11 protein-coding genes are annotated in these 12,638 nt (G+C 65.2%); 2 read left to right on the top strand and 9 right to left on the bottom strand.

The window, feature by feature from the left end; all coding sequences use genetic code 11:
• Positions 1–188 precede the first annotated feature (188 nt).
• Positions 189–770 (bottom strand): dihydrofolate reductase family protein, encoded by a 582-nt coding sequence (locus CJ179_RS41785; protein ID WP_095865366.1) that lies wholly within the window; start codon positions 768–770, stop codon positions 189–191.
• Between the two features lie 250 nt (positions 771–1,020).
• Here CJ179_RS41785 and CJ179_RS41780 point away from each other — a divergent pair, with 250 nt between their 5' ends.
• Positions 1,021–1,584, top strand: coding sequence for a dihydrofolate reductase family protein (locus tag CJ179_RS41780; protein ID WP_095865365.1), 564 nt, complete (start codon positions 1,021–1,023; stop codon positions 1,582–1,584).
• An 84-nt stretch (positions 1,585–1,668) separates the two neighbouring features.
• Here CJ179_RS41780 and CJ179_RS41775 read toward each other — a convergent pair whose 3' ends face one another.
• From CJ179_RS41775 to ald, 8 genes are all read right to left on the bottom strand, one after another.
• A complete protein-coding gene (locus CJ179_RS41775; protein WP_095865364.1) occupies positions 1,669–3,222 on the bottom strand; it encodes a serine hydrolase in 1,554 nt (517 codons plus the stop codon).
• Positions 3,222–4,763 (bottom strand): alpha/beta hydrolase, encoded by a 1,542-nt coding sequence (locus CJ179_RS41770; RefSeq protein WP_257016049.1) that lies wholly within the window; start codon positions 4,761–4,763, stop codon positions 3,222–3,224. The genes CJ179_RS41775 and CJ179_RS41770 overlap by 1 nt, the downstream gene beginning before the upstream one ends.
• 395 nt (positions 4,764–5,158) lie before the next feature.
• Positions 5,159–5,671, bottom strand: a complete 513-nt coding sequence (locus CJ179_RS41760; protein WP_095865361.1) for a hypothetical protein — start codon at positions 5,669–5,671, stop codon at positions 5,159–5,161.
• The gene (locus CJ179_RS41755; RefSeq protein ID WP_095865360.1) at positions 5,671–6,429 is read right to left on the bottom strand and encodes a ParA family protein; all 759 of its coding nucleotides are present in this window, start codon (positions 6,427–6,429) and stop codon (positions 5,671–5,673) included. The genes CJ179_RS41760 and CJ179_RS41755 overlap by 1 nt, the downstream gene beginning before the upstream one ends.
• A 183-nt stretch (positions 6,430–6,612) precedes the next feature.
• The gene (locus CJ179_RS41750; RefSeq protein WP_257016048.1) at positions 6,613–6,864 is read right to left on the bottom strand and encodes a hypothetical protein; all 252 of its coding nucleotides are present in this window, start codon (positions 6,862–6,864) and stop codon (positions 6,613–6,615) included.
• A gap of 486 nt (positions 6,865–7,350) precedes the next feature.
• Complete coding sequence (locus tag CJ179_RS41745; RefSeq protein ID WP_095865359.1) at positions 7,351–7,956, bottom strand: dihydrofolate reductase family protein; 606 nt, start codon at positions 7,954–7,956, stop codon at positions 7,351–7,353.
• 312 nt (positions 7,957–8,268) lie between these two features.
• Positions 8,269–9,738, bottom strand: coding sequence for a PLP-dependent aminotransferase family protein (locus CJ179_RS41740; protein ID WP_095865358.1), 1,470 nt, complete (start codon positions 9,736–9,738; stop codon positions 8,269–8,271).
• A gap of 103 nt (positions 9,739–9,841) precedes the next feature.
• Positions 9,842–10,963 (bottom strand): alanine dehydrogenase, encoded by a 1,122-nt coding sequence (gene ald / locus CJ179_RS41735; protein ID WP_095865357.1) that lies wholly within the window; start codon positions 10,961–10,963, stop codon positions 9,842–9,844.
• Between the two features lie 219 nt (positions 10,964–11,182).
• Here ald and CJ179_RS41725 point away from each other — a divergent pair, with 219 nt between their 5' ends.
• Positions 11,183–12,553 carry an aspartate aminotransferase family protein gene (locus CJ179_RS41725; RefSeq protein WP_179377872.1) on the top strand — a complete coding sequence of 457 codons (1,371 nt, stop codon included), beginning with the start codon at positions 11,183–11,185 and terminating at the stop codon, positions 12,551–12,553.
• Positions 12,554–12,638 lie beyond the last annotated feature (85 nt).

The following is a 12,638-nucleotide window of genomic DNA, read 5'->3' as shown; positions in this document are numbered from 1 at the left end:
CTATCGGGGGTCGGCCAAGATACGACGGAAACCGGCAACCAGTGATCTTGTTGAACTTGCCGCAGTTGAGGTGCCGGGGCGGATCGGCGTCGGCTGCCCGACCAGGGACAGCGATGCGCAAACGCAGCCGGGGGCCCGATCTTCTGTCACCGTTCGCAGGGGGCTCCTCGCGTACCCGCTCAGATCGGTCAACGGCGCACCCGATAGCGCAGGTGAAGGACCCGGTTGCCCTGACTCACCACATCAGGATCCTCCAACAGGTGCTGCGCGTGGACCGACCCGAAGTAGCGCTTGCCGGACCCGAACACGACGGGTACGACGTCCATGCGCACCTCGTCGACCAAACCTGCGGCAAGCACCTGGCCACCGACGTCGCCAGCGGCGACCTCGACGATGCGGTCACCCGCAAGCTCCTGCGCCTTGGCCACGGCTGCCTCGACGCCGTCGACGAAGTGAAACGGCGCCTTTAGGTCCCAGCCCTCGGGCTCCGGCCGGTGCGTCACGACGACCACGTGGTCGATCCCGCCCGGAGGCTTCCCGTCCCAGCCGTCGGTCATGTCGAAGACGTGGCGGCCGACGAGTGTCGCCCCGATCTGGTCCCAGTACGGCCGGGTGTGGTCGTAGGACGTCTGTGACACCGTCACCTCGCCGCTCTCGTCCAACGGGACGTCACCGCTGGACAACCAGTCGAACAGCGGTCCGGGCTGGTCATTCTCGTCCGCGATGAAGCCGTCCACCGACACCGAGCTGTACATGACCACCTTGCCCATGGGGCGCTCCTCTGCTTTGGGGTGCCCCAAATTTAGCGTGTCGTGAGCTGTCGTTCTTGTAGGAAATCAATCGGCCGGCCGCGGCCAGCTGTCCAGCATGTGGCCGGGATGTTCGCGCAGGAACCGCCGCCGGACTCCGTACGCACATCCGCTTGGCGTGGTGGAACTGCCCTCGGTGTGGCCTGACCGATGATTGCTTCGCGCCGTGCTGGTCTGTACACCGAGTACCGACTCACGGGAGGCTGACACCATGCGGAAACTGACCTTCGCCATGAACGTGAGCGTGGACGGCTACATCGCCGCACCCGGCGACGACCTCGGCTGGAGTGTGCCGAGCGACGAGCTGTTCCAGTGGTGGTCCGACCGGGTGAGGGCGACAGGCACAGCGCTGTACGGGCGCAAACTGTGGGAGACGATGAGCTCCCACTGGCCGACCGCCGACCAGCAGCCGGGTGCCACACCGGCGGAGATCGAGTTCGCCCGCCGCTGGCGGGGCATGCCGAAGGTGGTGTTCTCCTCGACGACCAGCACGGTCGACTGGAACACCCGCCTGGTCACCGGCGACGCGGTCACCGAGATTGCCCGGCTCGGGGCCGAGGACGGCGGCCCCATGGATATCGGCGGCGCCACACTCGCTGCAGTGGCCATGCGTGATGGGCTGATCGACGAGTACGCGATCGCCACCCACCCGGTCCTGGTAGGTGGCGGCACGCCGTTCTTTGCGGCCCTGGACAACTGGGTGAACCTGACCCTGGTGGAGACCGGGACGTTCCCTGACGGCGTGGTCCTGACCAGGTACGAGACCAGGCGCTGAGTACCCACCCTCGGATCGGCGTGGGCTTCGGGCCGGCGCTGATTCAATTTCGCATTGCGCCACCGGCGTTCCCGGGGTGGCTATTTACTGCAGGTGCCGGTAGAGCCGTCCGTGGTTGCTGAACCAGGCGACATTCCCATCGGACCCCCGAACGAAGTTGGATCGGGTGCCGGTGGGTTTGAGGTCGGGGCCAAGGTCGAGCCCATAGTCGGTCTTGTAAAGCGCAAGACCGAGATTCGGGACTGTCTGCTCATCCGGCAGGGAGGTGCCATCCGGGGCGTCGCTCATGTTGCCGACGAGCTGGCCGTCTTTGCCGCGGAAGTGGATCACGACGGTCCCCAGGGTGCCCGATTGATCGATGTCGTCAGTGGCATACGCCCCCTCGTAGGGCGCCAACTCGGCCGTGCTCAACTTCTGGGGCGTCGCGGGCAGGTTACTGATTCCGGCGAAGCGGCGAAGCGACCAGTCCTCGGCGAACAGTTCGTTGAGCAGTTTCCCTCCCCCCTCGGAATTGGTGAGCACGGTCATGGCGAAGTTACGGCTGGGCACCATGAAGAACCCGGATCGTTGACCCGCCCAGGTCCCGCCATGTTGGACGATCGTCTCGTTCTCCGCGGACGGCCGCAGCATCCATGTCACTCCCACGCCGGTGAGTTCGACCTGAAGCGTGCCGCCGACGCCTGGATTCGAACGCATGGCGATGAGCGAGTCTTTGCTCATCAACCGATCTCCCTTGGGTGTGGTGCCATCGCCGAGGTGGAAGCGCGCGTAGCGCACCTGATCCCGCACGCTGGAAATCAACGATCCGGTCGGATTGCAACTGCGCGAGAAGAACCAGAAGCCCGGATCCACAACGGCTTTTCCGTCGTCGACGTTGTGTGAGGCGGCGATATTTTGGCCGATTATCTGGTCCGAGAAGAAGCGGGTGTGACGTAACTCGAGCGGGTCCAGCAGCATCTTCTGGACGGCGTCCTCGTAGACCGATCCGGTCACGGCCTCGACGATCCGCCCCGCCACAACCAACCCTGCATTGTTGTAGGCGAAGACCGCGCCCGGCGGGGTCTTTTGTGGGAGCCGGGTCATCGACGCCACGAACTTGGCTATCGCGTCGTCACCTCGACCGAAGTCCTGGAGATCGTCACCGAGCCAACCCGACGTGTGGTTGAGCAGTTGTCGCACCGTCGTCGTGGCGCTGGCGTCTGGATCGGCGACCGCGAAATCGGGCAGATACTGGCGTATTGGTGCCTCCAGATCGACTTTGCCCTCGTCGACGAGGCGCATCACGGTCGTTCCGGTGAACGTCTTCGTCGTGGAGCCGATCCGGAACAGGGTGTCGCCGTCCACCGGGGTCGGGTGGTCGACATTGGTGACCCCGTACCCCTTGATGTACTCCTTACCGTCGGCAATGACGCCAACCGCAACCCCGGGGACCGCGTAGTCCCGCATCGCCTTGTCGATCTTGGCGTCGAGCTCGTTGAATGCGTCCTTCGCGTTCGCCGGGACGCTCGTGGCTGTGGTGGTCGACTCCGTCGACGAACATGCCGGCGACACGAGCACCGTCAACCCGGCGACCGCCCCGCCTAGCACCGCCCGGCGCGACAACTCGGGGCCACCGACGGCGAACACCTCGGTCGTCATCAGCGTGGCGCGAGAATGTCGTATGCCGGCAGTGGCGTCGTGTCCGTGCAGGATGTGTCCGGGTTCTCCGGATTGTCGAAAAACGACGCGATTATCTCGGCTCCGCACGGTGGCTCTGCATACACACCGTGTGCAGCTCCGGGCACTACCGCGACTATGGATTGCGAGAGATCCTTCGCGATGTAGTCGCCCCACACCGCTCCGGTCTGCCCGTCGTAGGTACCCGACAGCACAAGCGACGGGATGTCACTGACAGTGATGTCCCGGATCGAGTCAGGGGCCTTCGGCACGTCCCACACCTCGCAGGCGTCGCGCAGGAACGGCAGCTGTGGCGCTTGGGCCCGAACGGACTCCGGGAGTTCAGGGAATTCCTGTTCCGCCTGTTGCAGTGACTGCTCGACGGTCTCGAACGGGATCCATTCACGGCACCAAATGCTCAGGGTGAGGCCCCAATGGAGGACGCCCCTCTCCGGATGCCCCCACACCTCGGCCCACCGCGACGCAATGGGCTGCGCATTCCCGTGTGCGAGCTCATCGACCGTTGACGGGAACTCGTTCGGTAGATGGGTAGCCACGGGGACAAACCAGTTCAGCAGCATTCCGCCGTCGACGACAACCTTCGTCTCTCCTACCCCCGCAACGTTGACCGTCGTGGTAATGGGCTTCGCTTCAAGCTCATTGACCAGCCGGATGAACGTTGCCCCCAGGTCGGGATAGCGCACTTTGCATGCTGGCTGGTCCTCGCACGCCTTGACCATGTTGTCGAATGCTTGGCGAGCGCTGGCCCAGGTCCACCCCAGGGCACCAGCCGATGGAGGCGTCACTCCGTCGAACACGATCGACTCGATGGCGTCGGCGTCTTGACGCATGTAGATCAGCGCAAGGTCGGTACCGTACGAGTGGGAGAACACATTCCACTTCTCGAGGCCGAGTGCCTTGCGTAAATCAATCAGGTCATAGGTGCTCTCGGTCGAATTGAACGCCGAGAGGTCAACGGTGGGAGCCAGGCGGTCGTGGCAGCCCTTCACCGCTTCTACGTACGCATCCCGTGTGGACTCAGCGTTCCACGCCATTCCGACCCGGTGGGCAAAAAACTCGAAAATCTCCGGGCAGGGCAACGGCGAGCTGGACGTGATGTTGCCGCGCTGTCCCATCAGGATCAGATCGCGATCACGGTTCAGCGGCACGTCCGGGTTGACCGGGGGATCGGTGACCGCATCCTGACCGGGCCCGCCCATGAGAAAGACGATCGGAGCCTTGGCCGGCGGCTGCGTTTCCGACGGAACGATCGCAACTGCCAAGCGCAAGGATCCGCTGTCTTCTCTGGTGCGGTTCACCGGTACCACCAATTCCCCGCAGCGAGCATTCTCCAGCAGTGGGACCGGATTTGGCGTCTGCGCGCACGGACCCTCGACAAACTCCGCCGGCGGATGAGCCACAGTCGTCGGTGGCGAACCGGACGGATCGGAATTGCTGCCACACGCCGAGCTGACGAGAATCGAGACAAACGCAATCGCCGTTACTTGGTTCACAAACCGCATGTCAACCACCCTGAATGGCGACCGCCCGAACCTTGTGTTCGGGCTCGGTCCGAGTATCTACTCGGATAAATCCTGGCACACCCATAGCATTGGGAGCGCCGTTACCGGTGAAGCAGCCACACAGGCCGTTGAAATCGGCCTCGATACCTCGGTGAGGACCGCCGTCGCCTTGGTGAGGGCGTCGAGTTTGCTGTCGGCGTGGGTGTGGCCGTTGTCGTGGCAGACTCGCATTCGCAGACCCTGCGATTCGATATCCATTGGTTCACCCGATATCGACCAGTCGGAAAGCCTTGCCTGTCGTTACCTTTCAACGATGCGCCCCGGCGTGCACGCTCTGGGCGTCACGAATGCGCTTAAGGCCATGCAGAACCGAGCGCACCGATCGCCTGGGCGGGCTAGTTGATGCGTGATCCCCGGACGCGTTCGGCGTTGCGCGGCGGGAAGGGTTCGCCATCGTTGTATTCGCGTTCGAGAACGGCGAGGTAGCGGGTGAGGGCCTCGTCGACGAGGTCGGACCAACTGTCGGGGGCGCCGGCGATGTGGCCGATCGCGGCGACGGCATTCTTGCCGCCTTCGACCTTGGCGCGGTTGATATAGACGGATTCCAGCGTCTTGTCCGCGGGTACCCGTGTGGTGGTCGTTTCCTCGTCGAGGGCCACCGGCCCCGGCTGGGTTCCGTCGTTGGTGGCCGCTTCTCGTGCGACGTCCACGCCCTGCTCGACGAGGTTCGGCAGCCGCCGCTTGCGTTCGACGGGGCCGTTGACGAGGCCGGGCTCACAGGTCACGTTGATCAGGAGATCCTTCCGACGAGTTCTCGAGCACGTCCCGACCTGATGGGCGCCTGCGCGAGGCTGGGGACGGCGGTCGAGGGGGTTGCTGGCGAGGCCGGGTTTACGTGTCGCGCTCATCAGGACATCCTTTCGACGAGTTCTCGGGCGGCGTCGCGGTAGGCGCGTGCCGCCGACGACGATGGTGCCCACCTGACGACGGGTTCTTCGGCGCTGTAACTTTCGCTGACACGGACCGACTTCGGGATGATGGTGCGCATCGTCTGATCGGGGTAGGTCTCGCGGAGCGCGGCGAGGACCTGCTGGTCGATGATCTGGCCGAGTTCGACGCGGCCGCACAGAATGTGATTGAGCCGCGCGGTGGGGTTGAGCAACTCGACCTGCTCGCTGATGTAGTTCTCGATCCGCATGAGCGCTTCGAGTTCCATCGCTCCCGTCATGACAGCGGCGAGCACGTCGGTGCAGGCGACGAGTGCGCTGATGGTCAGGTGGTCGAAGTCTCCAGGGCAGTCGAGGAGGTTGAAGTCGACATCGGGGGCGCCGGCGAGGGCTTTGCGCAGGACGCCGTGCGCACCGGGCTTCTTGAGGAAGTAGGGCCCGACGGAATCGAGTTCCTTGGTGGCAGGAACGAGGTGAATCCCGGACGCGGTGATGGTGGTGGCATCCTCGATGCTCGCCACCATCATGAGCACCGACAGGACATCGTTGTCGACGGCCTCGGGCGTGGCACCGAGCCAGGTGGTGGCGTTGCATTGCGGGTCGAGGTCGACAACACGGACGGTGTGGCCGGCTTCGACGAGGGCCTGGGCGAGATTGACGGTGCTCGTGGTTTTGGTGGAACCACCTTTGTGGTTGACCACCGCGATGGTGCGGGTCATGGGCCTGTCCCTTCGTGCAATAAATAGTGCCGTAACGTGCACTGATCCGTCGGGGGCGTTCAGTGTCGCGTTGACGTTTCTCGTTCCGGCGGAGTCCCGCGATCATCGCTGACGGCGGACGATCTACTGTCACTATCGCGACGAGCACACAGGTCGCCACACACTGCCCAGACCGGTGATCCGTCACGGTCCCGATCTGCAGGATTCCGCGGATCGTTGTGTCGCGGTCTGCTTCTCCTGAATCGAAGCCAGCAGCTCGGTCAGGCCGGTGTCGGCCGCGATAAGCGCCGCGATGTAGTCGTTCGCGGTCATGCCATACGCCTTCGCGGCGCTGGCAGCTGCTTCCTTGAGCTCCGGAGGCACCAGCGCCTTGACCACAGCACGGGTTCCCTTACTGGGCCGCCCCCGGCGGCGGGAAGCAATGATCTCGGCCATACCCGCAATTCTGGGACCAGAAAGTCGAACGACCTAACCGCCACACCGCACCCCCCCCAGAATTTCTCGCGGCCGGGCATCGCTTGCAGTGCCCGAGAACTCGACAACAAGGAATACTGACCGCGGCGGATCACGTCGACCTACCAGTTTCCCGGAAGGCGGTGCGGGAAGCGGAATTCTCGTCACCAACCGCACAAACCCGAAGTAAGCCGCCAAGGGGGCTGTGAGAGTGCTCCGGAACAGCGTCTTGCAGGTTCCACGTTTCGGTGTCGGTTTCCACATTTCGTGCCGCCTGCCCGCCTCATCAATATGGAAGGAACACCGCCGGGCTGCGTTGCCACATTGTTCAGTCCGCTGGTCAGCGGGTCCCAACCTTCTCGGCATTGCGGATAAGGACGGAGTCGGAGCGTGCGATCACCTACCCTTGTCGAGTGGACTCATAGCTCGGCCAAGGCCAGGTGTTCGTACGAAGCGGACGGGGCGACGTCACGCAGGGGCGCCGAGCGGCGGGTGCTCGAGCACGCGTGGCTTGTACTCGACCAGCTGGATGCGGCCGTCGAAGGTCCGGTGCTCGATCATCTCGAGGGCGACGTCCGGGTAGCCCTCGTAGATGCGTTCTGCGCCCGTAGCCCCGGTGATCACCGGGAACATCACGACTCGGAAGCGGTCGACGAGTCCGGCCCGTAGCAGGGACCGGCACAGGCTGAGGCTGCCGATCGTGCTGAGGAGCCCCGAGCCATTCGACTTCATGGCGCGGACCGTCTCGACGGCGTCGTCGCGGACGAGCGTGGAGTTGGCCCACGTCAGTGGCTCCTCCAGCGAGGAGGAGAACACCACCTTGGACGCTTGCGTGAGCTCGTCGACGGACGCCTCTTCTTCGGCCCTGAACTCATCTTGGCCATTCGGGACCTCGCCGGCGGCGAAGCCTGACATCAGGCGGTAGGTGTTCGCTCCCATGAGGTAGGTGACCTCGGGCTGCTCGCCGAGCCAAGCGAGGTACTCCGGGCCCTCGAGGCCCCAGAACCCGGGCCAGCCCTCTCCCGATGCGTTGCCGTCGAGGGAGGTGATGAAGTCGACGAGAAGTTCTGACATGGCGGTGTCCTTTCCTCGGGTGTTACGAGTTTGGACCGGCCGCGGGCGACGAACTCATCGGATCCGTTCGGTTGTTTCGATGATAGGTCGGCCATGGATCAGAAACCGTCGAATGGGAGACACCCAAAACAGCGCACAACTATCCAGAGCAGATCGTCTGATGTCCCGTTTGTCGCCCCGATTCGGGATTCGTCACCGGACGGAGCTATCGGGACCTCTGCGGCGCAGCTCGCTCCGGCAACGGCCGACTTTCGGGACGTGCCGGCCATCGTTAGTCAAATGGTGCGGCCGGGCCGCGGGTGTTGTCGGGGTCTACCTGCCAAAGCGGAAACTCGCCTGGCACGCCTGGCCGAGGAGGGCGATGCCTTCCTCGATGGAGCGCAGGGGAATCGCCCCGTAGCCGATGCGAAAGTGGTTGCGGGGCGGTACCGGCTGGGTGAAGAAGATGTCGCCCCGCTCGATGAGGACGCCGCGGGCCTCGGCCTCCCGCGCGAGCACCCGGCAGTCGAGATTCTCCGGACCGGTCATCCACAGGCTGACCCCACCGGGCGGGTACGGCTCCTGCGGCCAGGGAAGGTACTTGTCGACGGCCGCGCACAGGCGTTCCCATTTGTGTTTCATCTGGGTGCGGTGATGGCGCAGCGCGCGGTGATACTCGCCGCTGTCGATGAGCATCGCCAGGGCCCGCTGCTGATGACCCGGTGGGTGACGCAGCACGTACCGGCGGGCTTTGCGCAGCTCACGCACCAGATCCGCCGGTCCGACGAGGTAGCCGAGGCGCAGACCGGGGGCCAGGAACTTCGAGAACGTGCCGAGGTACACGGCATCGCCGCTGGAGTCGAGGGCCTTGAGCGCCGGGCTGGGACTGCCGTGATAGCGGAACTCGCTGTCGTAGTCGTCCTCGACGATCACGGTGCCGGATTCCGCGGCGAGCTGCAGCAGACGCTGCCTGCGGTCGATGCCGAGCGTCACGTTGGTCGGATGGTGATGGCTCGGGGTCAGATACATCAGGTCCGTGCCGCGCAGCGTCTCCGGCGGGCGCAGACCGTGCGCGTCGACGTCGATGCCGTACACCTGAGCGCCGGTGCGCAGGAAGATGTGTCGCGCGTCGAGGTAGCCGGGGTTCTCGATCGCGACGCGGTGTTCGGGTCCGAGGAGAACGCGGCCGACGAGATCCAGCCCCTGCTGGGAACCGACGGTGACGAGTACCTCGTCGGCACCGGCCTCGATACCGCGCGACGGCAACAGGTGCTGGCGGATCATGTCGATCAACATCGGATCGTCCGCGCCGACGCTGTCCTGCAGGCTGGCGTAGGCATGCGGCTGGTACAGCGCGTCGCGCAGGCAGCGGACCCACGCGCGGGCCGGGAAGCTGCGGATGTCGATCTGCCCGGCCAGGAACGGATACGGGTAGCTGTGCCAGTCGACGTTCTTCTCGATGTGCGGAACGTCGGCGTCGGGGTACCGCCGGATGCGGGACGACCAGTCGATGCGCGGGATGGTCGCGCGGGCGTCGGATGCGAGCGTCTCGATCATGTCGGGATTCACGAACATGCCCGAGCGCTGGTGGCTTTGAACGAGCCCCTCGGCGATCAGTTCCTGATAGGCCAGGTTGATCGTGTTCCGGGAGATCGCGAGATCGACCGCCAGTTCCCGTGAACTGGGGAGGCGGTGGCGTGGATCGAACAGTCCGTTGGCGATGCCGTGTTCGATCGCCCGTCGAACCTGCCGGTAGAGCGGTTCGGCGGAATTGCGGTCGATCTCGATCAGTGTTCTCGGCACGCATCGCCTCCCGTGGATCCAAGAGTGGCCAGGTGTAGGCCGACCCGGCACGCCGAGAAGTTCCCGAACGAGCACTTCTCAGTATGCCGGGCCGGCGGCGAAATCAAACCAGGTTGAGCGCGTCGTCGACGCCGACCGACTCGATCCCGAGTGCGGCACCGACGGCATCGTTGGTGAGGCGTCCGGAGATCGTGCTGACGCCGGCGCGGAGTGCGGCGTTCTCCCGGGCCGCGCGGGCCAGGCCCTTCTCCGCGATCTGCAGCGTGTACGGCAGGGTCACGTTGGTGAGCGCGTACGTGGACGTGTGGGGCACAGCTCCCGGCATGTTCGCCACGCAGTAGAACACCGAGTCGTGGACCTTGAACGTGGGGTCCGCGTGGGTGGTGGGCCGCGAGTCCTCGAAGCAACCACCCTGGTCGATCGCGATGTCGACGAGGACGCTGCCCGGTTTCATCCGTGAGACCAGCGAGTTCGAGATGATCTTCGGTGCCTTGGCGCCCGGGACGAGCACGGCGCCGATGACGAGGTCGGCCTGCATGACCTCCTGCTCGATCGAGTAGGCGTTGGCGGCGAGGGTCCGGATCCGCCCCTGGTACATGCGGTCGGCGGCGCGCAGCTTGTCGACGTTCTTGTCGAACAGGACGACGTCGGCCCAGGTGCCTGCGGCGACGGCGACGGCGTTCATGCCCGATACGCCGGCACCGATAACGACGACCCGCGCCGGGGACACACCGGACACGCCGCCGATCAGCACACCCCGGCCACCCTCCGGGCGCATGAGTGCCTGCGCACCGACGAGGGGAGCGAGCCTGCCGGCGACCTCACTCATCGGGAACAGCAGCGGCAGCGAACCGTCGGGAAGCTGAACGGTCTCGTACGCAACCGAATTCGTGCCGGCGGCGAGCAGGGCCCGGGTGCACTCCTCACCCGCGGCGAGGTGCAGGTAGGTGAACAGCGTGAGGTCCGAACGCATCCGGTGGTATTCCTCCGCGATCGGCTCCTTGACCTTCAGCAGGAGTTCCGCGCTCTGCCACACGGCGTCGGCGCTGTCGAGGATCTTCGCGCCGGCCGCGCCGTAGGCGTCGTCGCCGATCGACGAGCCCTCCCCCGCACCGCGTTCCACGAACACGTCGTGCCCGTGGGCAACCATCTCGTGGACACCGGCGGGAGTGGCCGCCACCCGGTACTCGTGGTTCTTGACTTCCTTGGGGATACCGATCCTCATCTGAGACCTCCGTTAGCTGGGGCTGTTCGCCGCTCCGGCCACATGCCGTGGTGCCGAGCGATACCGAAGTCTGGATCACTCTGGCATGGGACCAGAAGGACCAGTTGGGGACCGTCTGCGGGGACCAGTCTGGACCCATCGAATACCGCGCTTCTGGTTCTGACCTGCGGTCCGCCTCGTCGGTATGTTGTGGATCACAGCCATTCGACAACGAAGGAGATGGTCGTGGACGTCACCGAATTGCGAGCACGGGCCCGTCGGCACCTCGGACCTCATTTCACCCGCAAGGACACCTGGGAAAGCGACTTTCCGGTGTTCGTTCGGGGTGAGGGTAGCTATCTGATCGACACCGAGGGAGACCGTTTCCTCGACGGTCTGGCTGGTCTGTTCTGCGTGAACATCGGTCACGGCCGCGACGACATCGCGAAGGCGGCGAGCGAGCAGATCGGGACGCTGGCGTACGCGTCCAACTGGGGCAGCGCCCACATTCCCGCGATCGAGGCGTCCGCGCTGATCGCCGATCTGGCGCCCGGTGACCTCGGAACGACGTTCTTCGTCAACTCGGGTTCCGAGGCCGTGGAGACGGCCGTCAAGTTCGCCCGGCAGTACCACCGCAGCCAGGGCAACCCGCAGCGAACCAAGATCATCAGCCGCGAGATGGCCTACCACGGAACCACTCTCGGCGCCCTCTCGGTGACGCAGCTGCCCAAGATCAAGGATCCGTTCGGCCCGCTGCTGCCCGGCGTCCGCTCCGTACCCAACACGCTCGGCTACCTCGGCGACTGCGGCCCGGCGAACGAGCTCGACTGCATCGCCGCGATCGAAGCCGTCATCGAGGAAGAGGGCGCCGAGACCATCGCCGCCGTGTTCGCCGAGCCGGTCCAGAACGGCCGCGGCGCCCTGGTCCCGCCGGACGGATACTGGGCGGCGCTGCGCGCACTGTGCGACAAGCACGGGATCCTGCTGGTCTCCGACGAGGTGATCTGCTCGTTCGGCCGCCTCGGACACTGGTTCGGACACGGACTCACCGGTGTGGTGCCGGACATGATCACGTTCGCGAAGGGCTCCACCTCCGGATACGCCCCGCTCGGCGGTCTGATCGTGCGTGAGCAGCTGGTGCGCGAACTCTACGACTCGCCCAAGGGCGGCGTGTTCACCCACGGCGCGACGTGGGGCGGGCACCCGGTGTCGACGGCGGTCGCGGTCGCGAACATCACCGCGATGCGCGACGAGAACGTGCTCGGCAACGTCAGCGCACGCGGCCCGAAGCTGAAGACGGCACTCGATTCGCTGATGCGCTCGCACCGCTGCGTGAAGGACGTCCGCGGCACCGGATTCTTCTACGCGATCGAACTGATGGCGGACAGCGACAGCGGCCGCGAGTTCACCGAACAGGAGTCGCTGACGGTGCTGCGCAAGGTGCTGCCGGAGGCGTTCGCCCGCACCAAGGTGATCCTGCGCGGCGACGACCGCGGTGCCACGATGCTGATGATCTCCCCGCCGCTCGTCGCCGACGACGAGGTGCTCTCGGAACTGCTGCACGGCATCGACAGCATGCTCACCGACATCGAGAAGGCGATCCAGCCGTAGGGAAGGGCACCTTCCCCGAGTTCCAGCGGGTGGCGGTCGTCGTGATCGACGACCGCCACCCCTCTTCGTATCGACGGGAGAGCGA

Source organism: Rhodococcus sp. ACS1 (genome assembly GCF_002300155.1).
In the GTDB taxonomy this organism is placed as follows: Bacteria; Actinomycetota; Actinomycetes; order Mycobacteriales; family Mycobacteriaceae; genus Rhodococcus_F; species Rhodococcus_F koreensis.
The sequence above is the reverse complement of the archived record's forward strand: the minus strand, read 5'-3'. Positions and strand labels throughout refer to the sequence as shown.

Excerpts from the sequence above, each read along its gene's own strand:
- CJ179_RS41785 (WP_095865366.1), bottom strand. The coding sequence starts at position 770 with ATGGGCAAGGTGGTCATGTACAGCTCGGTGTCGGTGGACGGCTTCATC.
- CJ179_RS41780 (WP_095865365.1), top strand. The coding sequence starts at position 1,021 with ATGCGGAAACTGACCTTCGCCATGAACGTGAGCGTGGACGGCTACATC.
- CJ179_RS41775 (WP_095865364.1), bottom strand. The coding sequence starts at position 3,222 with ATGACGACCGAGGTGTTCGCCGTCGGTGGCCCCGAGTTGTCGCGCCGG.
- CJ179_RS41770 (WP_257016049.1), bottom strand. The coding sequence starts at position 4,763 with ATGCGGTTTGTGAACCAAGTAACGGCGATTGCGTTTGTCTCGATTCTC.
- CJ179_RS41760 (WP_095865361.1), bottom strand. The coding sequence starts at position 5,671 with ATGAGCGCGACACGTAAACCCGGCCTCGCCAGCAACCCCCTCGACCGC.
- CJ179_RS41755 (WP_095865360.1), bottom strand. The coding sequence starts at position 6,429 with ATGACCCGCACCATCGCGGTGGTCAACCACAAAGGTGGTTCCACCAAA.
- CJ179_RS41750 (WP_257016048.1), bottom strand. The coding sequence starts at position 6,864 with ATGGCCGAGATCATTGCTTCCCGCCGCCGGGGGCGGCCCAGTAAGGGA.
- CJ179_RS41745 (WP_095865359.1), bottom strand. The coding sequence starts at position 7,956 with ATGTCAGAACTTCTCGTCGACTTCATCACCTCCCTCGACGGCAACGCA.
- ald (WP_095865357.1), bottom strand. The coding sequence starts at position 10,963 with ATGAGGATCGGTATCCCCAAGGAAGTCAAGAACCACGAGTACCGGGTG.
- CJ179_RS41725 (WP_179377872.1), top strand. The coding sequence starts at position 11,183 with ATGGTCGTGGACGTCACCGAATTGCGAGCACGGGCCCGTCGGCACCTC.